The 23,677-nt window shown below is 71.5% G+C and carries 18 protein-coding genes; 17 read left to right on the top strand and 1 reads right to left on the bottom strand.

What is annotated here, in order from left to right; translation table 11 throughout:
- The first annotated feature begins 167 nt into the window (after positions 1-167).
- The 11 genes from QE399_RS06950 to QE399_RS07000 all read left to right on the top strand — a co-directional run bounded on the left by QE399_RS06950 (position 168) and on the right by QE399_RS07000 (position 16,108).
- Positions 168-890 (top strand): hypothetical protein, encoded by a 723-nt coding sequence (locus QE399_RS06950; RefSeq protein ID WP_309827452.1) that lies wholly within the window; start codon positions 168-170, stop codon positions 888-890.
- 70 nt (positions 891-960) lie between these two features.
- A complete protein-coding gene (locus QE399_RS06955; RefSeq protein WP_309827454.1) occupies positions 961-2,703 on the top strand; it encodes a polyamine aminopropyltransferase in 1,743 nt (580 codons plus the stop codon).
- Positions 2,704-2,888: 185 nt separating this feature from the next.
- Complete coding sequence (locus QE399_RS06960; RefSeq protein ID WP_309827456.1) at positions 2,889-6,686, top strand: PAS domain S-box protein; 3,798 nt, start codon at positions 2,889-2,891, stop codon at positions 6,684-6,686.
- Positions 6,683-7,678 carry a response regulator gene (locus QE399_RS06965; protein WP_309827458.1) on the top strand — a complete coding sequence of 332 codons (996 nt, stop codon included), beginning with the start codon at positions 6,683-6,685 and terminating at the stop codon, positions 7,676-7,678. The genes QE399_RS06960 and QE399_RS06965 overlap by 4 nt, the downstream gene beginning before the upstream one ends.
- 58 nt (positions 7,679-7,736) lie before the next feature.
- Entirely contained in the window at positions 7,737-8,396 is a 660-nt protein-coding gene (locus tag QE399_RS06970) for a response regulator transcription factor (RefSeq protein ID WP_309827460.1), read from the top strand.
- A gap of 5 nt (positions 8,397-8,401) precedes the next feature.
- Entirely contained in the window at positions 8,402-9,871 is a 1,470-nt protein-coding gene (locus tag QE399_RS06975) for an ATP-binding protein (RefSeq protein ID WP_309827462.1), read from the top strand.
- Positions 9,872-10,058: 187 nt separating this feature from the next.
- Entirely contained in the window at positions 10,059-10,421 is a 363-nt protein-coding gene (locus QE399_RS06980; RefSeq protein ID WP_309827464.1) for a YgiW/YdeI family stress tolerance OB fold protein, read from the top strand.
- Between the two features lie 102 nt (positions 10,422-10,523).
- Positions 10,524-12,242: an NAD(P)-binding protein gene (locus QE399_RS06985; protein WP_309827465.1), complete on the top strand. Its 1,719-nt coding sequence runs from the start codon at positions 10,524-10,526 to the stop codon at positions 12,240-12,242.
- A gap of 362 nt (positions 12,243-12,604) precedes the next feature.
- Positions 12,605-13,135: a PadR family transcriptional regulator gene (locus tag QE399_RS06990; protein ID WP_309827467.1), complete on the top strand. Its 531-nt coding sequence runs from the start codon at positions 12,605-12,607 to the stop codon at positions 13,133-13,135.
- Positions 13,136-13,229: 94 nt separating this feature from the next.
- Positions 13,230-14,117: a siderophore-interacting protein gene (locus QE399_RS06995; RefSeq protein WP_309827469.1), complete on the top strand. Its 888-nt coding sequence runs from the start codon at positions 13,230-13,232 to the stop codon at positions 14,115-14,117.
- A gap of 326 nt (positions 14,118-14,443) precedes the next feature.
- The gene (locus QE399_RS07000) at positions 14,444-16,108 is read left to right on the top strand and encodes a hypothetical protein (protein ID WP_309827470.1); all 1,665 of its coding nucleotides are present in this window, start codon (positions 14,444-14,446) and stop codon (positions 16,106-16,108) included.
- Between the two features lie 68 nt (positions 16,109-16,176).
- Here the strand turns inward: QE399_RS07000 and QE399_RS07005 are convergent, their stop codons facing one another.
- Complete coding sequence (locus QE399_RS07005) at positions 16,177-17,118, bottom strand: LysR family transcriptional regulator (RefSeq protein ID WP_309827472.1); 942 nt, start codon at positions 17,116-17,118, stop codon at positions 16,177-16,179.
- Between the two features lie 66 nt (positions 17,119-17,184).
- Here QE399_RS07005 and QE399_RS07010 point away from each other — a divergent pair, with 66 nt between their 5' ends.
- The 6 genes from QE399_RS07010 (at position 17,185) to QE399_RS07035 (ending at position 23,571) form a co-directional block, all read left to right on the top strand.
- Positions 17,185-18,099 carry a DMT family transporter gene (locus QE399_RS07010; RefSeq protein WP_309827474.1) on the top strand — a complete coding sequence of 305 codons (915 nt, stop codon included), beginning with the start codon at positions 17,185-17,187 and terminating at the stop codon, positions 18,097-18,099.
- 207 nt (positions 18,100-18,306) lie between these two features.
- A complete protein-coding gene (locus QE399_RS07015; RefSeq protein WP_309827476.1) occupies positions 18,307-20,229 on the top strand; it encodes a methyl-accepting chemotaxis protein in 1,923 nt (640 codons plus the stop codon).
- Positions 20,226-20,759 (top strand): DUF2127 domain-containing protein, encoded by a 534-nt coding sequence (locus tag QE399_RS07020; RefSeq protein WP_309827477.1) that lies wholly within the window; start codon positions 20,226-20,228, stop codon positions 20,757-20,759. Before QE399_RS07015 ends, QE399_RS07020 begins: the two co-directional genes overlap by 4 nt.
- Before the next feature lie 314 nt (positions 20,760-21,073).
- Positions 21,074-21,421 carry an RNA recognition motif domain-containing protein gene (locus QE399_RS07025; RefSeq protein WP_309827479.1) on the top strand — a complete coding sequence of 116 codons (348 nt, stop codon included), beginning with the start codon at positions 21,074-21,076 and terminating at the stop codon, positions 21,419-21,421.
- Positions 21,422-21,616: 195 nt separating this feature from the next.
- Positions 21,617-22,975 carry an esterase-like activity of phytase family protein gene (locus QE399_RS07030; RefSeq protein WP_309827481.1) on the top strand — a complete coding sequence of 453 codons (1,359 nt, stop codon included), beginning with the start codon at positions 21,617-21,619 and terminating at the stop codon, positions 22,973-22,975.
- Between the two features lie 125 nt (positions 22,976-23,100).
- On the top strand, positions 23,101-23,571 hold the full coding sequence (locus tag QE399_RS07035; RefSeq protein ID WP_309827482.1) for a hypothetical protein: 471 nt from the start codon (positions 23,101-23,103) through the stop codon (positions 23,569-23,571).
- The last annotated feature ends 106 nt before the right edge of the window (positions 23,572-23,677 follow it).

Raw genomic sequence — 23,677 nt, forward strand, 5'->3', positions numbered from 1 at the left:
CTTGGCGCAAGCGCGGTCCCTGGCTTGGCCGCCTGCTCCGGCCTCCGCGCCGGTTCCGATGGCCGACTTTCCTTGGGATCCGCTGCTGGGGGGGGGCGCCTGCCGACACTGCAGAGACGCTCCACGCACCGGAACGCGGCGCCTCCTTCGCACACGCCACCACCTCCATGGACCCGCCCGCACAGCCTGTGTGGGAGATGCTGCGCGACTACCGTGGCCCGGATCTCGGCCGTGCCGCCGAGGATGTCGAGGTGCTGTCAGCGCTCTCGTGGTGCGCGACGCGCGAGGCCATTCCCGAATGGCTGGGCGCGGCCCGGTCGCAGGGCGACGCACCCGAGCCCGTGCAGGCGCTGGCTGCCGAACATGCGCAGGTGCAGCGCCTGTGCGCGCGGCTGTCCGACCGCGACTACGCGCTGCGCCTGTCCATCCTGCGGCTGCACGCCCGGGCCGGCCAGGTGGAGGCACAGTTGGCCTTCCTCGATGTCGGGCCCACGGGGCGGTGGCTAGATCCCGATCGGGAGCACCTCCCGCTCGACGGCCCGCAACTGGCGGCGTGGCGCCAGGAGCTGCTGGAGTATCTGTCCCAGGCGGCCGCGGTCCGCCCGGGCGATGCACTCAGCACCCTGGCCTTCCTGTACGACCCCGGCACCCCGGTGCAGGCGGACGACCCGGTATTCGGGCCGCTGCGCGACCCTGTGGAGGGGCATGCCTACCGCCTCCTGTGGCAGGACTATCCCAGTAGTACCGTGTCCCCCTCGTCGGCGGCTGCCTTCGTGCGGCGCGAGGCGGCCCGGCTGACGTCCGAGCAACGGGCGCAGGCGCACGCGCGGGCCGCGGTGCTGCGCAGGCAATGGGCGCTGCCACCGCCGCCCGTCGCTGCGTCCCGCTGAGCAGGCCGACGTGCCGGCGCCGATCACAGGGCCCGGGGCCGGGCCGCCGTCTCGCAGCACAATACCCGCCGTGTCCACGCCGCCCGCCCCCACTTCATCCCCCCGCCCCATCGACATCGCCCTGCTCGCCAGCGTCTTCGTCGTCGCCGCCTGCGGGCTGCTCTACGAACTGGCGGCGGGCGCATTGGCGTCGTATGTGCTGGGCGATTCGGTGCTGCAGTTCAGCACCATCATCGGCACCTATCTCTTCGCCATGGGCGTGGGCTCGTGGCTGTCGCGGTATTTCGAGCGGCAGTTGCCTGCCCATTTTCTAAGGATCGAATTGCTGGTGGCGCTCATCGGTGGGGCGCTTCCAGCTACGCTTTTCATAGCGAATGCCTACGTACCGGGCGCGTTCCGCATCCTGCTGTACGGCATGGTGTTCGCGGTGGGCACGCTGGTGGGGCTGGAGATTCCGCTGGTCATGCGCATCCTCAAGCGCAATGTGCAGCTCAAGGACCTGGTCTCGCAGGTGCTCACCTTCGACTACCTGGGCGCGCTGGCCGTGTCCATGGCATTCCCGCTGCTGCTGGTACCGCACCTGGGCCTCATCCGCACGGGGCTGCTGTTCGGCGTGATGAATGCGGTGGTGGCGGTGTGGGCGCTGTGGCTGTTCCGGCACGAGCTGCGCCGGCTGCGCGCCCATGCGTTCGCCTGCGCCGCGGTGCTGGGCGTGCTGGCCGCGGGGCTGTGGGGCGCCGAGCACCTCACGCGGTTTGCCGAGGACAAGTTCTACCAGGACCGCATCGTGATGAGCAGCGTGTCGCCCTACCAGCGCATCGTGGTCACCAACGGCAAGGCGGGCCATCGGCTGTACCTGAACGGCAATCTGCAGTTCGCCGAGCGTGATGAGTACCGCTACCACGAGGCCCTGGTGCACCCGGCGATGTCCGCGCACGGCGCTCCTCGCCGGGTGGCGGTGCTGGGCGGCGGCGACGGCATGGCGGTGCGCGAGATCCTCAAGTACCCCAGCGTGGAGTCGGTCACCCTGGTGGAGCTGGACCCGGCCATGACGGCCCTCTTCCGCGAGAACCCGGCCCTGGTGCGGCTCAACGGCAACGCGCTCAACGACCCCCGCGTGCATATCGTCAACGCCGATGCGTTCCAGTGGCTGCAGGAGGGAGACGCGGAGGCCCCCGCACGGCAGAGCGTGGGGGCCCCCATGAGCGCCGCCGGGCCGTCCCAAGGCGCGAAGGCCCCCTTGGGGGGCAGCGACCCAGCGCAGCGGCGGAGCGTGGGGGCCCACATGAGCGCCGCCGGGCCGTCCCAAGGCGCGAAGGCCCCCTTGGGGGGCAGCGACCCAGCGCAGCGGCGGAGCGTGGGGGCCCACAGTACTTTCGACGTGATCGTCGTGGACTTCCCCGACCCCACCAACTTCAACATCGGCAAGCTCTACACCAACAGCTTCTACGCCCTGCTGGAGCAGCGGCTGGCTGCCAGCGGCTACGCCGTGGTGCAGACCACCTCGCCGCTGGTGGCGCGCCAGAGCTTCTGGACCGTGGTGGAGACCATGGAATCGGTGGGCTTGCGCACTGCGCCGTACCACGCGCACGTACCGAGCTTCGGCGAATGGGGCTTCGTGATCGCCAGCCGCAGGCCGTGGCGCCTGCCTGCGCAACTGCCCGAAGGCCTGCGCTTCCTGTCGCTGCCCACGCTGCCGCTGCTGTTCGACTTTCCGCTGGACATGGCGCGGCTGCCGGCGCCGGTCAACCGCCTGTCCAACCAGGCGCTGGTGCACACCTACGAGCAGGAGTGGGGGCGCGTCACGCACTGAGAGGAGCGTGAGAAGGCTGGGCGCTGGGGTGCTGTCACCGCCGGCGCCTTGGATGTCCGGATATTCCGTCGGCCAGAATGGCCGATTGAAAAAATGCAATCGCACCCGCCGGGCGCGAATGCGCAGACTATCGGAGGCGCGATTTCCGGCACAATCGCGCGCTGCCTCCAACTTCCGTACGCTCCATGCTCGAGAAATTCTTCGTTGCCGGCGTCGAGCGGAACGCTTCTCTCCACCTTGCGAGCCACGATCCCTGGCTCGTCGCGCTATCGGTCGCCCTGGCCGTCGCCGCCTCTGCCATGGCGCTGCGCCTGGCCTCGCTGGCGGCGCAGGCGCCTTCCGGGCTGCACCGCCGGCTCACCATCGCTGCCGGCTCGATCGCGCTGGGCGGCGGCATCTGGGCCATGCACTTCGTCGGCATGCTGGCCTACGAGCTGTGCGCGCAGGGCCGCTTCGTGCCCTGGGTGACCCTGCTTTCCTTCCTGCCCAGCGTGGCGGCCTCGTGGATGGCGCTGCATGTGCTGGCGCAACGGCGGCCGGGCGTGCGCTCGGTGCTGTGGGGCGGCGCCATCATGGGCGCGGGCATCGGCGGCATGCATTACGCGGGCATGTCCGCCGCAGAGCTGGCGCCCGTGCTGCGCTACGACGTGGGCGGATTCATCGCCTCGGTGGTGTTCGCCGTGGCCATGGCGACGGCCGCCCTGGCGCTGAGGCTGGTGCTGCTGCGGCGCTGGAGCCACCGCCCCGGCGCCGTCGCGCTGCTGAGCGGGCTGGTGATGGGGCTGGGCATTGCCGGCATGCACTATGTCGGCATGGACGCGCTGCGCGTGGTGGGGCCGGTGGAGGTGGCCTCGCCGGCCGACCCGGAGGAGGCGCGCTACATGGCGCTGGCCATCGCGCTGCTGGCGGTGCTGGTGGGTCTGGCCGTCACCGTGATCCTGGTGGGGCTGCGTGCCCGCATGCTGCTGCGCACCACCACGCAGAGCGAGTCGCTTCTGCGCGCCGTGGTGGAGACGGCCATCGACGGCATCGTCATGGCGGATGCCGACGGCACCATCCAGTCCTTCAACGGCGCAGCCGAGCGCTTGCTCGGCTGGCGTGCACACGAAGCGGTGGGCCGCCACATCGCCCTGATCGCCGACCCCGCCCACAGTGATGCGATGGAGCGCTACCTGCCCCGCGACCTGGCGCGCGGCGAGGCCCGCGCCATCAGCGGGCCGCAGGGCGTCTTCGCCCTGCACAGGAGCGGTGCGCTGGTGCCCGTGCGCCTGGTGGTGGGGCGGGTGGATCTGCCTGGCCCCCCGGTGTACGTGGGATACCTGTCCGATCTGACCGAGCGCAACGCCATCGAGCAGGAGCGCCTGCGCGGCGAACAGCAGCTGCGTTCGCTGGTGAGCAACATCCCCGGCGTGGCCTTCCGCTGCCGCAACGATGCGGACTGGACCATGCTGTTCGTGAGCGATGCGGTGGAGCCCCTCACCGGCTGGCCCGCCGCCGATTTTCTCGAGGGCCGCATCACTTTCGGCCGCATCCTGCACCCCGAGGACCGCGACCGCGTGGCGGCCGAGGTGGCGCAGGCGCTGGACGCCGGCCTGCCCTATGCGCTGGAATACCGCATCACGGCGCGCGACGGCGGCCTGCGCTGGGTGTCGGAGACGGGCCGCGGCGCGCGGCATGGGCAGCAGGGGGCTTTCACCTGGATCGATGGCGTGATCGTGGACGTGACGGAGTCGAAGGCGCGAAACGCCGAGTTCGCCGGCACGGTGCAAGCCATCGGCCGCTCGCAGGCCATCATCGAGTTCGACCTCGAAGGCCGCGTGCTGACCGCCAATGCCAACTACCTGGCGCTGATGGGCTACACGCTGAAAGAGGTGCAGGGACGCCACCATGCGCTGTTCTGTGCGCCCGCTTTCGTGCTCGAAGGCGGCTACCAGGCGTTCTGGCAGTGCCTGGCGCGGGGCGAGGTGCAGGCCGGGGAATACCTGCGCCTAGGCAAGAAGGGGCGCGAGGTCTGGCTGTACGCCACCTACAACCCCATCTTCGATGCGGAAGGCCGGCCGTTCAAGGTCATCAAGTTCGCCACCGACCTGACCGGGCGCCGCGCGATGGAGCAGGACCTGCGTGCGGCCAAGGAGCGTGCCGAGCATGCCGCCACGGCACGCAGCACCTTCTTGGCCAACATGAGCCACGAGATCCGCACGCCCATGAACGCCATCATCGGCTTCACCGAGGCGCTGCTGGAGACGCCGCTGGAGGGCACGCAGCGCCGCCACCTGGGCACCGTGCACCATGCCGCCCGCTCCATGCTGAGGCTGCTCAACGACATCCTGGACACAGCCAAGCTGGAAAAGGGCGCGGTGGAGCTGGAGCTGGCGCAGTTCAGCCTGCGCGAGCTGTGCGACCAGATCCTGGCCTCGCTGCGCATCAGCGCCGCCCGCAAGGGACTGGACCTGCAGCTGGACTACCCGCCCGACGTGCCCGAAGGCTGGCTGGGCGATGCGTTCCGCATCCAGCAGGTGCTGCTCAACCTGCTGGGCAACGCCATCAAGTTCACGCACGAAGGCCAGGTGGCGCTGCGGGTGCGCGGCAAGGACGGCTGGTTGGCGCTGGAGGTGCAGGACACCGGCATCGGCATCGACGAAGCAGGCATCGGACGCATCTTCGACCCGTTCGCCCAGGCCGATGCCTCCACCACGCGCCGCTATGGCGGCACGGGGCTGGGCACGACCATCGCCCGGCAGCTGTGCGAACTCATGGGCGGCAGCATCGCCGTGCACAGCCAGGTGGGACACGGCAGCACCTTCACCGTGACGCTGCCGCTGCGCGTTCAGGACGCCGGGCCGGCGGACGAGCGGACGCCGGGCGGTGGCTGGCGCAGCGCGGCGCTGCCCACCTTGCGGGTGCTGGCCGTGGACGACGTGCCTGCCAATCTGGAGCTGCTGCAGATCTCGCTGCAGCGCGGCGGCCACAAGGTCACGCTGGCCGCCAGCGGCGCCCAGGCGCTGGCGGCGTTTTTGCAGCAGCGCTTCGATGTGGTGCTCATGGACCTGCAGATGCCCGACATGGACGGCCTGGAGACTACGCGCCGCCTGCGCGGCATCGAACACGCGGAGCAGCGCCAGGCCACGCCCATTGTGGCCCTCTCGGCCAGCGTGCTGGAGCAGGACCGCCGCAACGCGCGTGCGGCCGGCATGGACGGCTTCGCCACCAAGCCTGTCGACTCGCTGCGCCTGATGGCCGAGATCGCGCGGGTGATCGGCGTGCGGGGCGAGGCCCGCCTGGCGGGCGCCTATGCGGGAGAGGGGGCGGACGACCCCGCTCCGCCGCAGCCCGCACCGGCCCAGGCCATCGACTGGGAGCGCGGTCTGCGGCTGTGGAGCCAGGCGCGCTATCTGCGCGAGGCCATCGAGCGCTTCCTGCAGGATGCCGAGCCGATGGTGGCTGCGCTGCGCTCCGCGCTGGACGCAGCCGACTGGGGGGCGCTGGCGGCCGGCGCGCACCGCCTGCGCGGGGCCACCGCCAACCTGGCACTGGCCGGCATGGAAGACCAGGCCCTGCGCCTGGAGCGCAGCGCGGGCCGGGGTGATCCGGACGGCGTACGCCAGGCGCTGGAGGCCTTGGCCCCCGCGCTGGCCGCGGTGCGGGCGGCGCTGGTCCATCCACAGGCCCCCGATGCCCAGTTGCGCGGCACCACGCCTGCGCCGGCTCCGCTGCCGCCCGCCGAGCAGCAGCAGGTGCTGGCGGCCCTCGATGCCCTGGCCAGCGCGCTGGCGCATGGCGAGCTGGCCGCAGGCCCGCTGGGCCAGCTCGACCGCGGGCTGCCGGCGGTGACCCTCAGTACCTTGCACGAGGCACTGGACCGCTTCGATTTTGACGAGGCCCTGGCCTGCCTGCGCGCCTTGCGCAGGCACCTCGCGCCGCCGCTGCCGGCCGCCGCCGGCCCTTCGCAACCCGCCCCGCCTCCCTCTGCGCCCACGCCATGATCACGCCCCAGGAAGACCATCGGCCCCGCCTGCTGCTGGTGGACGACGAGCCCACCAACCTGCAGGTGTTGCGCCACATGCTGCAGGACGACTACCGCCTGCTGTTCGCCACCGATGGCGAGCGCGCGCTGCAGCTCGCCCGGCAGCAGCAGCCCGATCTGCTGCTGCTCGACGTGATGATGCCGCAGCTGGACGGCCACGCCGTGTGCCGCGCGCTCAAGGAAGACCCCGCCACGGCGGGCATTCCGGTGATCTTCGTGACGGCCCTGACCGAATCCCGGGACGAGGCCCGCGGCTTCGAGGTCGGTGCGGTGGACTACATCACCAAGCCCGTCAGCGCGCCGGTGGTGCGCGCCCGCGTGCGCACCCACCTGTCGCTGGTGCGCACCGAGGAATTGCGCGCCACGCGGCTGCAGATCGTGCAGCGCCTGGGCCGCGCGGCCGAGTACAAGGACAACGAAACGGGCATGCACGTCATCCGCATGAGCCACTTCGCCCAGGTGCTGGCCCTGGCCCTGGGCTACCCGCCCGCGTGGGCGGAGGACGTGCTCAACGCGGCTCCGATGCACGACGTGGGCAAGATCGGCATTCCCGACGCGGTGCTGCGCAAGCCCGGCCCGCTGGATGCGGACGAGTGGACCGTGATGCGCCGCCATCCGCAGATCGGCGCCGAGATCATCGGCGAGCACGCGGGCGGCGTGCTGCGCCTGGCCCATTCCATCGCGCTCACGCACCATGAGAAGTGGGACGGCAGCGGCTACCCGCAGGGGCTGGCCGGCACGGCCATCCCGGTGGTCTCGCGCATCGTCGCCCTGGCCGATGTGTTCGACGCGCTCACCGCACGGCGTCCGTACAAGGAGCCCTGGAGCATCGACGACACCGTGGCCTACCTGCGCGCGCACGCGGGCCGGCACTTCGACCCCGGCATGGTCGAGGTGTTCATCGCCCAGATGCCGCAGCTCATCGCCATCAAGGAACGCTGGCCGGACTGACGCCGGACGCCGCGCCTGTCCTCAGCTTCGCTTCATCTTCGGCCCGTACACTGCGCCGATGCGCGTACTCCTGGCAGAAGACGACGCCTCTCTCGGCGAAACCCTCCAATCCTGGCTCCAGTGCGACGGGTATGCCGTGGACTGGGTGCGCGACGGCGCGCTGGCCGACGCCGCCCTGGACACCCACGACTACCAGTGCGTGCTGCTGGACCGCGGCCTGCCCGGCCTGGAGGGCGACGCCGTGCTGCGCCGGCTGCGCGCGCGCCAGGCCACGCTGCCGGTGATCTTCATCACCGCGCGCGACACGGTGAGCGACCGGGTGGCGGGCCTGGACATGGGCGCCGACGACTACCTGGTCAAGCCGTTCGACCTGGAAGAGCTCTCGGCGCGCATGCGGGCCGCCCTGCGCAAGCAGGCACAGCAGCCCAGCGTGGCGCTGTGCCATGGCGATCTGTCGCTGGACCCGGCCGGCAAGACCGTGACGCAGGCCGGCGAGCCGGTGCCGCTCACCGCGCGCGAGTTCATGGTGCTGGAGGCACTCATGCGCCAGCCGACGCACGTGGTGCCCCGTGCCCGCATCGAGGAGGCGCTGTACGGCTGGGGCGAAGAGGTGGAGAGCAACGCCATCGAGGTGCACATCTACAACCTGCGGCGCAAGCTGGGCAGCGGCAGCATCGTCACCGTGCGCTACCAGGGCTACCGCATGGCGGCGGCGTGATGCGCGTGCCGGGGCTTGCCCGCCTGTGGCCGCGCCGGGCGGCGTCCGCGCCTGCCACCGCCAGCGCGCGGGGCGCGTACTCGCTGCGCCGCCGGCTCATCGCCACCATCCTGGGCAGCAGCGTGGCCCTGTGGCTGGTCTGCGTGGGGCTGGTGGTGCACGTGGCCTGGAAGGAGACCAGCGACGTCTTCGACGACGCCCTCAAGGAAAGCGCCCGCCTGGCCCTGGTGCTGGGCGACCGGCTGCACCGCAGCGGCGCGCTGGCGCAGGACGATCCCGCCGCTGCCGGCGAGCCCGCCAAGCTCAAGCTCTACTACCAGCTGGTGGCGCGCGACGGCCAGGTGCTGCGCCGCGCCAGCAAGGCGCCGGAGCAGGCCTTTGTGCCGCAACTGGACGAGGCCAAGGGCTTCCACCGCAACGTGTTCCTGGGCGGCGAGCCATGGCGCGTGTACGTGCTGCCCTCGCGCGACGGGCAGTTCTCCGCCCAGGTCGGCCAGCCCTGGGCCGACCGCACCGAACTGCTGGCCGAGATGGCCGAGGATTTGGCCGTGCCCGCGCTCGGGCTGCTGGCGCTGCTGGCGCTGGTGTGCTGGGTGGCCATCCGCCAGGCGCTCCGGCCGCTGGACGCCACCGCGCGCCGCGTGGCGGCCAAGTCGCCGCAGGATCTGTTACCCATGCCGCCGGAACATGACCCGCGCGAGCTGCAGCCCATCATCGGCGCGCTCAACGCCGTGCTGGGCCGGCTGTCGCATGCGCTCGATGCGGAGCGCCGCTTCACCGCCGACGCCGCGCACGAGCTGCGCACGCCCCTGGCCGCGCTGCGCGGCCGCATCCAGCTGATGCAGCGGCGCGGAGGCGCCCCGGCCGATCCGGCGGCGCTGCAGCCCCTGCGCGACGACGTGGACCGCTGCACCCGGCTGGTCGAAAACCTGCTCACCCTGGCCCGCATGGACCCGGAGCGCCCCGACACCCTGGCGCGCGAATGGCTGCCGCTGGCGCCGTTGCTGCAGACCCTGCGCGACGAGCGGGCCCTGCTGCCGGGCGAAGGTGGAGAAGGCGCGCCCCAGTTGGAGCTGGAGTGCCATGCGGACCGGATCCATGCCCACCCGGTGCTGCTGCACGGCGCCCTGCGCAACCTGGTGGAGAACGCTGCGCGCCACGGCCCGCGCGGCGGGCGCATCGTGCTGCGGGCCGAGCCCCTGCCCGGCGGCGGCGTGCGCACCGCCGTGCTGGACGACGGCCCCGGCGTGGACCCGGCCCTGCGCCAGCGGCTGAGCGAACGTTTCTTCCGCGTGCTGACGTCGCCGCAGGAGCGGGCGGGCGTGCCGGGCGGCAGCGGGCTCGGCCTGTCCATCGTTGCGCGCACGGTGGAACTGCACCGGGGCACGCTGCGCTTCGAGGACGGGCTGCCGCGCGCCGCCACGCCCGACGGGCGCACGCACGGCCTGGGCGTGGTCATCGACTGGCCCGCCTGAGCGGCCGGCCGGCCCGCCCGCACACCGCCATCGACACGTGCGCAGGCGCAGGCGCCTGCACGGCCCGCCGGGCCGGGCGCACCCCACATGCAAAAAAGTCCGAAGAATGCGGCGCCCTCAGGTGGGCTTCATGTTCGCGCGGTGCAATGGAGTCCTCACCTACCCATTCATCCCAAGGAGGTTCACCATGCCCTATCCCATGACCATCGCCGCTTCCGTGATCGCTGCCTCGGCCTTCCTGCTCGCCCTTCCGGCCCACGCCGAATACACGGGTCCGAGCAGCGTGCCGCAGGCCACCGTGCAGCAGCTCACCAAGAGCGGCCGCGACGACGAGTACGCCGTGCTGCGCGGCCGGGTCGTCTCCCATGACGGCGGCGAGAACTACACCTTCGAGGACGCCACGGGCCGCATGGCCGTGGAGATCTCGCCCAAGCGCATGCCCGTGGGCCGCAGCTTCGACGCGAACCAGGCGCTGGAGCTGACCGGCAAGCTCGACCGTGACTTCTCCAAGACCGAGTTCGAGGTCAAGCAGATCCGCTTCGTCGACTGACCGGCTGTCCGCAGGCGCTGCGGCCGGCTTGCGGCGCCGGTAGCCGATCCCCCGGCAGGGGGACGTCAAGGCCCCTTCACGCGCGTGCCGTAGAGTGGGGCCATGTCCCAGACACCCTTTTCCCCCGTGCGCCGCCGCACGCTGCTGCAGGCGGGCGCCGCGGCCGCAGCGGGCCTGGCCCTGGCCGGCTGCGAACGCGAGCCCGCCGCACCGGCCGGCGGCTTCACCGGCATCGATATGGAACGCGGCCATGCGCTGCGCGACCGGCTGGCCAAAGGCGAGCCCTGGCCCGAGCCTTCCATCGTGCGCCGCACGCAGGTCGTGATCGCCGGCGGCGGCGTGGCAGGGCTGGCCGCCGCGCGCGGTCTGCGGCTGGCCGGCGTGGATGACTACATGCTGCTGGAGCTGGAGGACGCTCCCGGCGGCAACAGCCGCGCAGGCCAGGTGGGCGGCATCGCCTGCCCGCTGGGCGCGCACTACCTGCCCGTGCCCGGCAACGATGCGCGCGAGGTGCAGGACCTGCTGGAAGAGCTGGGCCTGCGCCGGCGCGAGGCCGGGCGCTGGCGCTACGACGAGCGCCACCTGTGCCACAGCCCGCAGGAGCGGCTCTTCATCGGCGGCCAGTGGCAGGAAGGACTGCTGCCCGTGGCCGGCGTGCCGGAGTCCACCCTGGCGCAGTACCGCCGCTTCGCCGCCAGCGTGGCCGAGCTGTCGCGCGCCGCGCGCTTCGCCATGCCCACGATGAAGACCTGGACGCCCGGCCGCCCGCTGGCGCCCGCGGTGCTGGCGCTGGACGCCCTGACCTTCGACGCCTGGCTCACGCGCGAGGGCTTCGACGACACCTATCTGCGCTGGTACCTCGACTACTGCTGCCGCGACGACTACGGCGCCGGCCCGCAGCGCGTGTCGGCCTGGGCGGGCATCCACTACTTCGCCAGCCGCCACGGCTTCCACGCGCCCGGCGAATCCGCGCCGCCCGACGAGCGCGACGGCGTCCTCACCTGGCCGCAGGGCAACGGCTGGCTCACCGAGCGCCTGGCCGCACCGCTGGCCCAGGGCGGGCAGATGCGCACCGGCAGCACCGTGCTGCGCATCGCCGAGACGGCCCGCGGCGTGGAGGTGGACACCTACCACCACGCCAGCGACAGCGTGGAGCGCTGGCAGGCGCGGCGCTGCATCGTCGCGCTGCCGGTGTTCGTGGCCGCGCGCGTGGTGCAGCCGCAGCCGGACTTTCTGCGCGAGGCGGCGCAGCGCCTGCAGTGGGCGCCCTGGCTGGTGGCCAACATCCACATCGACGCGCCCCTGGCCGATCGCGAAGGCGCGGCGCCCGCCTGGGACAACGTGCTCTACGCCGACCGCAACCCCGGCGGCCTGGGCTACGTGAGCGCCGGCCACCAGCGGCTGGACCCGCGCGCCGCGCTCACCGGCCCCAACGTGCTGAGCTACTACCAGGCGCTGGGCGACGTGCCCGACGGCCGCCGCCTGCTGGCCGAACAGCCGTGGACGCACTGGCGCGACGCCATCCTGCAAACCCTGGCCGTGCCGCACCCCGACCTGGCCCAGCGCGCCACCCGCGTGGAGATCACGCGCTACGGCCACGCCATGTCCATCCCTGTACCCGGGCTGCAGGCATTTTTGAGCAAAATCGGCCTGCAGCGCCCGTCCAATAAGCGCTACCAGCTATCAAATGGAGAGCGCGTAGCCGTTCCGCCCACGCCGGGCACGGCGCGGCTGGCGTTCGCGCATGGCGACTGGTCGGGCTACTCGGTCTTCGAAGAAGCCTTCACCCGCGGCCACGCTGCGGGGCTCGCCAGCGCTTGACGGCGGCCCTGACCGGCGCGAGCCGGTCCGAACGTCCGCCTCGCCTGCGTACCCGCTCTACCCGCGCCAGCGCGCCCCATTTGGCAGCGGCCGGGTGGGCGATCCGTGCCTCGCCCGGCCTGACCGCCCGGGCCTTCATCGCCCCACTGCCCGGCGCCCTCGCCGGTGAGCCGCCATGCGGCGAATGCGGCACTGGTGACACGCCGCCTGGTCCGGGCCTGCCGGCAAGCCGGACTGGCGCGCGCTGGCGGGGCCACAGCCCCTGTCCAGACCCTGACGCAAGCAAGGGCACTGCGGGTCCCCTGCGATCAAAGCCTTCAATTCGATATATCGTGCGTTAAAAGATATATCGAAAGAAGACCATGAACGATCCTGAATTCCTCGACCTGCGCAGCCGCTCGCCCGCCACGCGGCGGGGCGGCGGGCGCGTTTTCGGCCACGGCGGCCTGCGCCTGGTGCTGCTGCAGCTCATCGCCGACAAACCCCGCCACGGCTACGAACTCATCAAGGCCATCGAAGACCGCCTGGGCGGCACCTACAGCCCCAGCCCGGGCGTGATCTACCCCACGCTCACGCTGCTGGAAGAGACCGGGCTGGTCACCGTCTCGGCCGAGGGCGGCCGCAAGCTGCACACCCTCACCGACACCGGCCGCGGCCATCTGGAAGCCCACCGCGCCGAGGTCGATGCGCTGCTGGCGCGCATGGACAGCGGCGCCGCGGTGCGCGGCGGCATGCCGGGCCACGGCCCGCGCCCGGCGCCCGTGGAGCGGGCCGTGCACAACCTGCGGCAGGCGCTGCACATGCGCCTGGCCCGCGAGCCGCTGGCCGATGCGCAGATCCACGCCATTGCCGACGCGCTGGACGCCGCGGCGCGCCAGATCGAGCGGCTGTAGGCCCGGCGTGCGTACTCCGGCGGACCCTGCCTGCCTGTCTGCCTGCCGCCCGCCGGCGGACCTGTCCGTTCCATTCCTTCAAAGGATGCATTCCATGACCTTGCCCGACACCCCTGCCGCTCTCGCAACCCCCGTGGCTGCCGTTTCCCGCCGCCCCGCGCCGACGGACGCCCAGCTCGCCGCCCGCGCGCCTCAGCGCCTGCGCCACGAACTGCGCCGCCGCGTGCTCACCGTGCAGTCCGCGCAGCGCCTCACGCCGCACTGCATGCGCATCGTCCTGGCCGGCGAGGCGCTGGAGGGCTTTCACAGCCCCGGCTTCGACGACCACGTGAAGCTGCTGTTGCCTGATGCGGCCACGGGTGTGCTGCAGCTGCCCGAGGTCGGCCCCGACGGCCTGCCGCTGCCGGGCGGCCCGCGCCCGGCCATGCGCGACTACACGCCCCGCGCCCACGATGCCGCCGCCGGCACCCTCACCATCGACTTCGCCCTGCACGACGCCGGCCCCGCCACCGCCTGGGCGCTGCAGGCCGCGCCGGGCCAGCAGATCGGTGTCGCCGGCCCGCGCGGCTCCTTCCTGTTGCCCACCGCGTTCGACGGGCACCTGCTGATCGGCGATGACACCGCGCTGCCGGCCATCGCCCGCCGCCTGGCGGAGCTGCCCGCGGGCGCGCCGGCTTGCGTGGTGGTGGAGGTGGACGGCGCCGCGGACGAGCAGCCGCTGCCCACGGCCGCTGATCTGCAGGTCCACTGGGTGCACCGCTACGGCGCCGCGGCGGGCGATGCCACGGCCTTGCTGGCCGCCGTGCGCGCGCTGCCCCCGCTGGCTGGCGACTGGCATGCCTGGGTGGCCTGCGAGACCTCGGCTGCCAAGGCCCTGCGCGCGCACCTGGTCGACGAACGCGGGTGGTATCCGCGCTGGGTCAAGGCGTCCGGCTACTGGCGCCGCGGCAGCGCCGGCACACACGAATCCATCGAGGACTGAAGCGCGCCAGATCGCTGCATGTGTGATGCTATTTAATTGATAGCGATATACGATTGCTGGATAAGCGCTGCAAGCCATTTTTGCTTGAAAAGCGCGGACGGCAGCGTGAACGGCTGACGGGGGCGCGCACGCCGTCATCGCGCGGCACGGGCCCGCGGGCGCGGCCGGGGCCGTATCCCTTCCCAGGCCACAGGCCATCGGCACCGTCTGCTAAGGTTCTGAGAGCGCGAAAGCGAGGCGTCTTCGGTGCGCGGATGGCTTTCTAGATAGCTACACCAGCGAGGGGGGAGCGAAGGATGCGATGGCAATGCGGCCCGGTGTGGGCCATGGGACTGGTGTGGCTGGCGGGGTGCTCGGCGCCGGTGGCGGCCTCTGCGCCGCCGCAGGAGATCTATCTGGTCCGGCAGAGCATCACGGTGGACGGCCAGCAGGTGATGCCTGAGCGATCGAGTTTCAGCGCGGTGACCGTGACCCCCGGAGCCGATGGCAGCCAGACGGTGCGCCAACGGACCTTGTGGTTCGGGCCAGCGGGCACAGGCTCTGGGTCGGGTTCCCTGGCACTGAGCCCAGACGATCCGCAGGAGCAGCAGGTGCTGGCCGTGATCGGCAGCGGCTTCGAGATGACGGTGGACGCGCAGGGCGTGGCCCGCGGCGTCCGTGCCGTCGACGCCCCGGCCTTTGCGGCCCTGCAGGCGCGCCACCCGGAGCTTGCCGACGGCATGGCTCCCCGCGAACAGGTGGCCGGCCTGCGCCCGCTGCGGTTGCCAGAGGGCTTGGCCGTGGGCCAGGAGATCGTGCGCGAGGAGCCTTCCGCGCAATGGGGCGTGCTCACCTCGCGCCTGCGGGTGCGTGCGCTGACCGACGACGTGGCCGTGATGGACGTGGGCCTGGAAGGTACGGGCATGCGCGGCCAGGGGCGCCAGGCCCTGCGCCGCCGCGACGGCATGCCGGTCGAGCTGCGGCTTGAACTGCAGACCGAGGCGCGCGGAGGGCGGCCGGCCGCCACACTGCGCTTGAACGCCACCCATCTCGGCGAGGGCCCCGATCTGACGCAGACCAGCGACGCCGACACCTACCGGCAGATCCGCGACGACATGCTGCAGGCTCTGGCGAACCCGCCCTTTTCCGCGCCCTCGGACGATCCGGGCGCCTACCGGCCCGTGCGGGACAAGGAGGGCGAGCTGGCGGACTGGATGCTGCCCGCCTCCGCGCTGGACACGCTCGAAGAGCAGCTGCTGTTTGCGGCGCGCCCGAATGCCAAGGGGCACCGCCCCTGGTTGGCGATCGGAGGGCAATTCGGCGTGGCACCCCCGGGCACGACCGATGAGGGCGTGATGCCCCCGATGGTCGTGGCCCATCTCCGCTCGGTCGCCCTGCTGGACGCCCAGGGCGCCGCGCTGCCCGGCGTCGCGCCGGTGCTGACCCTGCGCAAGCTGGTCGCCGCGGATCGGTACCGCGTGAACGAAAACGAGGTGATGTTCCCGTTCCGCCTGCCGCTGCAGGCCACGGCGGCCCAGCTCCAACCGCTGGACGCGGTGCGCATGGCGGTGGATGTGGAGGTGTATGAATGGGCGGAGGCCGAACGGGTCGCCGCCGGTGCGCAATCGCAGGGCAACCCGAACGCCCGTATCGTGTGGACCGCGCCGCAGCGCCTGTCCATCGACCAGGCAAGGCCCCCGGCCGCGGTGCGCGAAGGGCTCTGGACCCTGGCCGTTCCGCTCGACGCCCAGGGGCGCGAAATGCCGTCAGCCAGCATGCTGGCGCCCCGGTACATCGACGACCCCGGGGCGCGGGACCCCCAGGCGCCGCTGCCGCTGGCCTGGGAGGTCGGCGCCATGCCGCTGCGCATCGACATCGCGGCGGCGCAGCCCATGGCCGCCGTGCAGCTGCGCCACTACCGATGGAAGCAGGTGCCGCGCGAATGGACGTTCCGCGACGCGCGAATCTTGGCGCGCCCTCCGGCTCCGAAGGCTGAAGCCCACCGGCCCTGAGCGGCATCCACCCCTGCCACCGCGGCTGCAGGCGCAGCAGTACGGTGCTGCGGTCCTCCGCCGCCGGCTCAGCCCGTTGCCAGGGCCGCCGCCAGGTGGTCGATCCAGGCCCGGGCCCGCGCCGGCAGAAAACGGTTGGGTGGGTACAGCAGCCAGGCCGTTCCGGAATAGGCGGTGGTGTGGCGCCAGCCGGCCAGCACACGCACCAGCGTGCCGGCTTCGATCGCGGCCCGCGCCGTGAAGCCGGGCAGGCTGGCGATGCCCAGGTGCGCCAGGGCGGCGTCGCGCCGCATCTCGCTGTGGTTGGTGACGTAGCGACCGCGCACGGCGACGGTGGTGGTGTCCGCACCCGTGTCGGTGCGGCTGGCGCCGCCCGCGCGCACGAAGCGCCAGTGCCGGTCGCGCTCGTCCTCGCCCAGCGGCAGGCAATCGTGCCGCGCCAGGTCGCGCGGGTGCTGGGGCATGCCGCGCTGCGCCAGGTAGGCGGGGCTGGCGCAGACCACATGCTCCACCGTCTCCAGTGGCCGTCCGGCCAGGCCGGGCGGAGGCGTATCGGTGATGCGCAAGGCCAGGTCGATGTCTTCGGCGAACACATCCACCGTGCGGTCGGTCACGACCAGCTGCAGATCCACCTCGGGATGCGCTGCGAGGAAGGCCGGCACCAGCGGGTGGATGCGCTGGCGGCCATAGGCCTTGGCCACGCTCATGCGCACCAGCCCGCGGGGCGTGCCGTCCGCATCGCCGGCCAGGGCCAGCACCTCGCGCGCAGCCGTTTCCAGCGGCTGGCACCGCGCATAGGCGGCACGGCCGGCTTCGGTCAGACGCAGCTGGCGGGTGGTGCGTTCCAGCAGCCGCACGCGCAGCACGCCCTCCAGCCGCGCCACCTGCCGGCTCACGGCCGAAGGCGTCAGCCCCAGCCCGCGCGCCGCGGCAGAGAAGCTGCCGGCCGCCACCACGCGCGCGAAGACGGCCATGTCGGGCAGGCTGTCGAGGGCTTCATTCGTGCGCATATGGAAGAGATCTTGTGCTGAACGGATGGATTATCGTCAGTGGTGCGCAAATCTACGATGCGCCCCATGTCTGTGTCCTCTCCCGCTCTCGCGGCTCTTTCTCCTTCTTCCCCCTGGCTGCTGCGTGCTGCCGACGCCGCGCTGCTGCTGGTCGCCATCGTCTGGGGCACCAGCTACGGCGTGGCCAAGGGCGCGCTTGCGTTCTACCCGGTGCTGGGTTTTCTGGCCGTGCGCTTTCTGCTGACCGCCGTGCTGCTGGCCCCGGCCTGCGTGGGCGCCAGCCGCGCGCAATGGCGGGCCGCCCTGCGCGCCGGTCTGCCGCTGGGCGGGCTGTTGACGGCGATCTTCCTGTGCGAAACCTATGGCGTGGCGCTGACGCAGGCCAGCCATGCGGCCTTTCTGATCAGCCTGTGCGTGGTGTTCACGCCGTTCGCGGAATGGGGGCTGCTGGGCCGCCGGCCGGCGCGCGCGGTGTTCGCCTTTGCGGCCGTATCGCTGGCAGGTGCCGCGCTGCTCGCGGGGGGCTGGCCGCAGCATTGGAATGCAGGCGACGGCCTCATCCTGGCCGCCGCCGTGCTGCGGGCCCTGACCGCCTGCGCCACCAGCCAGCTCACGCGCCGCCATGCGCAGGCGCCCATGCTGCTGCTGACGGCGGTCCAGTCGGCCGTGGTCGGCATCGGCTGCCTGCTGTTGGCCGTGGGAGCCGGTGGCCTGCCGCCGCTGCCGCAAGCCCCCGCCTTCTGGGGGGCCACGCTGTACCTGGTGCTGGGTTGCACGGTGTTCGCCTTCTTTGCGCAGAACTGGGCACTGCGCCACGGCTCTCCCAGCCGCGTGGGGCTGCTGATGGGGACGGAGCCCGCCTGGGGCGCGCTGTTCGCCGTGGTGTGGATGGGTGAACGGCTGGATGCGGGCGGGTGGCTGGGGGCGGCGCTGATCGTGGCGGCCGCCGGGTGGATGCTGCGCCGCGGCAGCGGTCGGTAGCAAAGGGCAGGAAGCACTCCGCAGGGGGCCAGCCGTCGTTTGTAGGCCAACGCCGCGAGGGGTGATCCGGTAACGAAGTGTGTACGTAGACGCTAGGACCGCACCGGATTGGGGCATGACATGTCTCGACCTGGTGCGTTGCAGGTCCCCGATCGGCCTGTTTTTGGTCATTTCGCCTCTTACAAAACTACGACTGCTTCGGCCCCTATGACTGCCTGGATCACCCAACTGCGCTTTTCGCGCAAGTTCGCCCTCATCGGCGCACTTGCCTTCCTGCTTTTCGCCGTACCTACGGCGCTGCTCCTCCAAGCCACCGCCGAGAAGGTGGCGGTGGCCCAGCGCGAACGGCTGGGACTGGCGCCCGGCAGCGAACTGCTGCGGCTATTGCAGCAGACCCAACAGCACCGCGGGCTGTCGGCCGCCTTCCTGAGCGGCGCGGCGTCCGCCGGCGCCACCCGGCAGGAGCGCCAGAAAGAGGTGGAAGACACCCAGGCGCGTGTGCGCACCGCCCTGGCCCCGTTGGCGGACGGTGCGCTGGGAAGCCGGCTGGACGGCATCGTCACCGAATGGCGGGCCTTGGTGGCCGGCGTGTCGGGCAAGACGCTGACGGGGGTGCAGAGCAACCAGCAGCATGCCGCCCTGATCGCCCACCTGCTGGAGCTGATCGACGACGTGGCGAACAGCTCCGGCCTGGCGCTGGACCCGGACGCCAGCACCTACTACGTGCAGCGCGCGGTGCTGGGGCCGTTGCCCCGGCTGACCGAATCGCTGGGCCAGATGCGCGCGCGGGGCGCCGTCGTGCTGGGCCGCGGCGATGCGTCGCCCGAGGACCGCGCCCGCATCGACGGGCTGGCCGAGCGCTCACGCCAGAACTACGAAGACGCGCGCAAGGCGCTGGAATTGGCCGCCGGCCGCGACGGCCTGCCCGCCGCCGTGGAGCGTGCGCGTGCCGCCGCGGTCACGTCAGCGCAGGAGGGCTTCAAGCTGGCCGATGAATCCATCATCCAGCCGCAGACCCTGACGCTCGCGTCCACGGAGTGGGTCGACCGCATGACCCGCGTCATCGATGCGCAGTTCGTGTTGGTCACCAATGCGTTCGACCTGCTGCGCGACTCGCTGGACGCGCAGATCAGCACATTGCGCCAGGGCCTGATCTGGCTGTGCGTGGCGCTGGCCGCACTGTCTTCGCTGGCGCTGTGGGTGATGGTGATGGTCACGCGCACGACCACCCGGTCGCTGGACAGCGCCGTGCGCCTGGCCGAAGCCGTGGCCGCCGGTGACCTGTCGATGCGGGTGCAGCCCCAGGGCCGCGACGAGGTGGCGCGGTTGCTGGCAGCCATGCAGGGCATGACCGTGCAGCTGAGCGGCGTGGTGGGCAGCGTGCGGTCCAACTCCGAGAGCGTGGCCACGGCCAGCGCCCAGATCGCCCAGGGCAATGCCGACCTGAGCCAGCGCACGGAAGAGCAGGCCAGCGCGCTGGAGGAAACCGCCGCGTCGATGGAAGAGCTGGCCTCCACCGTGCAGCACAACGCCGACACCGCGCGCGAGGCCAACGAGCTGGCCCGCAGCGCGTCGGACGTCGCATCGCGCGGCGGCGCCGTGGTGCAGCAGGTGGTGCAGACCATGCAGGGCATCAACACCAGCTCCAGCCGCATCGCCGACATCATCGGCGTGATCGACTCCATCGCCTTCCAGACCAACATCCTGGCGCTGAACGCGGCGGTGGAAGCGGCCCGCGCGGGCGAGCAGGGCCGGGGCTTCGCCGTGGTGGCCAGCGAGGTGCGCAGCCTGGCCCAGCGCTCGGCCGCCGCCGCGCGCGAGATCAAGGAACTCATCACTGCCAGCGTGAGCCAGGTGGGCGAGGGCACGCAGCTGGTGGACCATGCCGGCCGCACCATGCAGGAGATCGTCACCTCCATCCAGAAGGTGAGCGATCTGGTCGGCATCATCAGTGCGGCGACGGCGGAGCAGAGCGCCGGCATCGCCCAGGTGGGCGAAGCCGTGGCGCAGATGGACACCACTACGCAGCAGAACGCCGCGCTGGTCGAGGAAAGCGCAGCCGCGGCCAGCAGCCTCAACGGCCAGGCGCAGCAGCTGGTGCAGGCCGTGGCAGTATTCCGCCTGGCATGACCCCTCCCGCCCCGCAGCCCGTCGCCGCTTCCGCACCCGCTATCGCCCGCGCAGTCCACCACGGCGCGGGGCGTGGCCCGCTGCGCGCCATCGCCGGCTTCGAGGCGCTCAAGGGCGCGCTGGCGCTGCTGGCCGGCGCGGGCCTGCTCAGCGTGCTGCACCGCGACCTGCACCAGCTGGCGGTGGCGCTCATCGGCCATATAGGCCTGAGCCCGGGCCAGCGCTACCCCGCGCTGTTGCTGTCGCAGGTGGATGTGTGGGCGCATGAAGACCTGCACCTGCTGGTGATGGCGGCAGGCGCGTATGCCGCGCTGCGCTTTGCCGAGGCCATGGGCCTGTGGCGCGGCCGCGCCTGGGGCGAGTGGCTGGGCGCGCTGTCGGGGGGGCTCTACATCCCGTTCGAACTGTGGCATTGGGCGCACCGCCCCACCTGGCTGGCGAGCGCGGTGGTGGTGTTCAACGCGGCCGTGGTGGTTTATCTGGGATGGCAGTTGTGGGTGCGGCGATTGACCGCGCCTGCGGAGGTTTGAGCCCCAGCGGCTCACGTTAAAACCCAGAAGAATATCGAACCGCGTTCAAATGCAGCCCAAGGATATAATCTAGCGCTGTGCATCCCGCGGCTACGGCACCGCACCCCCACCGCAGTGCCTGCCCCCAGAGCGCAAGCTCTGGACCCCGCCGTCTTGCCCACCCTGAGGCGGGTGAAAGCTGCCGAGCGCAGCCCAACCGGTACCGAGGCGTGCATACCGAACGCCCGGCCCCTGCCAGAGGCTGCGGCTCCGAACCACCATCCCCTTCCAACAGCGCGCCTTCGTCGCGCTCCCTCTTCAGAAAGACGCTTTCCATGAGCACCAAGATCTATGTGGGCAACCTGCCCTATACCGTCGACGATGAAAGCCTGCGGAGCAACTTCGCCGAGTTCGGCGGCGTCTCTTCCGCCAAAGTCATGATGGACCGTGAAACCGGCCGCTCCAAGGGCTTCGGCTTCGTGGAGATGGAATCCGCGGAAGTTGCGCAGGCAGCCATCACCGGTCTGCACGGCGTGTCCGTCAATGGACGCTCGATCGTCGTGAACCTGGCCCGTCCGCGCGAAGCGGGTGGTGGCGCGGGCGGCGGCTCGGCAGGCTACCGCGCCAGCGGGCGCGCGGACGTGGGCTATGGCAACGGCGGCTTCGGCGGCGGCCGCTACTGAGCGGTAGCCACCGCTTGAAAAGACCGGCTCCATCGGGCCGGTTTTTTTCGTCCCGATGTCCGCGATGCCCTCCGCGGCCGCGACGGACCAGCAAGGCACGGCGCGGCGCTGCCGGTCCGCGCGGCGGTCTCCGTCACGGCCTTGTCACGGCGGCCCGGCATCGTCCGGCTTTTGTTCCACGCAAGAGCCGTTCGCATGTTCCCTCGCTCCCGTCTCGCCGCCTGTGCCGCACTGGCCTGTGCCTTTCTCTCCCCCGCACACGCCCAGCAGGCCTTTCCCGCCACGCTCGCCGGCCACGCCGTGCTGCCCGCGCAGTCGCTCATCGCCTCGCCCCAGGATGCACCGGCCGACCTGCAGACCAGCGGCAAGTTCACCACGCCCCGGCGCGTGGACGCGCTGGGCAGCGTCGAAGGCCTGTCCTACGGCCGTCCCACGGGCGTGTCGCTGCCCTTCAAGGGCCAGCCTGCCCAGGGCCACTCGGGCATCAAGCGCATGGCCGACGGCACGTTCTGGATCCTCACGGACAACGGCGCCGGCGCCAAGGCCAACTCGCCCGACTTCATGCTGTACCTGAACCACTACGCGGTGGATTTCCAGACCGGCCATTTCAAGCGCCAAAAAACGGTGTTCCTGCACGACCCCGACAAGAAGGTGCCGTTCCGCATTGCCGAAGAGGGCACGAAGCAGCGCTACCTGACGGGCGCGGACTTCGACCCCGAGAGCTTCCAGTTCGCGGGTGGCGCGCTGTGGATCGGCGAGGAGTTCGGGCCGTACCTGATCAAGGCCGACCTGCAGGGCAAGGTGCTGGCGGTGTTCGAGACGCAGGTGGACGGCAAGGTCGTGCGTTCGCCCGACCACCCGGCCATCACCGCGGCGGCTGCGCCGGATGCCAAGGCGCCGGCCTTCGAGGTCAAGCGCTCCAAGGGCTTCGAGGGCATGGCCTCTTCCAAGGACGGCAGCAAGCTCTACGCGCTGCTGGAAGGCCCCCTGTGGAACGAGTCCGCCAAGGCCTATGAGGCGGTGGAGGGCGGCAAGCAGTACCTGCGCGTGCTGGAGTTCGACGTCAAGGCCGAGCAATGGACCGGCCGCCACTGGAAGTACGTGCTGGAGGCCAACCACCACGCCATCGGCGACTTCAACATGATCGACGCCACCACGGGCCTCATCATCGAGCGCGACAACGGCGAGGGCACGGCCGACCAGGCCTGCCCCGAAGGCCAGAAGCGCACGGACTGCTTCCACGACCTGGCGAAATTCAAGCGCGTCTACAAGGTGGAGCTGACCGATGCCAACGCCGGCGGCGAGCTGCGCAAGGTGGACTACATCGACCTGATGAACCTGCAGGACCCGCAGCGCCTGGCGAAGAAGCCGCTCAACCACGGCGTGCTGACCTTCCCGTTCTTCACCATCGAGAACGTGGACGTGGTGGACGCCACGCACATCGTCGTGGGCAACGACAACAACCTGCCGTTCAGCAGCAGCCGCGCGCCGAACCAGGCGGACGACAACGAGCTGGTGCTGCTGGAAGTCGGCGAGTTCCTGCGCGCCAAATAAGGTCTGCGCAGGCGGGGGCCGGCGCCTGCAGGGGCCGCGCCCGCTCCTTGGCGTGGCGCAAGGGCGCGTGCGGCAGCGCGGTGTATAAGCGGCGCACCCGATTTCCGCCCTGCACCGCGCCAGCCATGTCCTTGCCCGATCCCGCCCCTTCGCATTTCGAACGCCAGCATGCGTGGCTGGACGCGCAATTGCATGCCCACCTGCTGGACGTGGCCGGGGGCGACTTCGGCAGCGCGCTGCAGCGACTGCAGCAGTGGTGGGCGCATCTGGAACGCCACATCGACATCGAGAACACCCGGTTGCTGCCCCACGTGCCCGAGGGCCCCCGCTGGGCGGCGCGGGTGTACCGGCTGGAGCACGAGCGCATCGCCGAACTGGCGGGCGACTACCTGCAGCGCGTGCAGCAGGTGGTGCGCCATCCGCCGCAGGACGAGACCGGCCGGCGCCGCGCCGTGCTGATGCTGCTGGACTCGGCCCACACCCTGCGCCATGTGCTGGAGCACCACCACGAGCGCGAGCACACCGCGCTCGCCCGCGAGCTGCCGCTGGACGTGCAGCAGGCCGCCTGGGCCGGCGAGGGCGCTGCCGCCGGCTGAACGAACCGAACGCGCACGCGGCGCAGGGGCCCGCCGGCAGCGCCCGCGCGCGCCACGCGGGCATGGGCCGGCTGGCACAATCGATCGAACGCCTTTCCCTCACATC

Origin of the sequence: Paracidovorax wautersii, assembly GCF_031453675.1 — a bacterium.
Taxonomy (GTDB): Bacteria; Pseudomonadota; Gammaproteobacteria; order Burkholderiales; family Burkholderiaceae_C; genus Paracidovorax.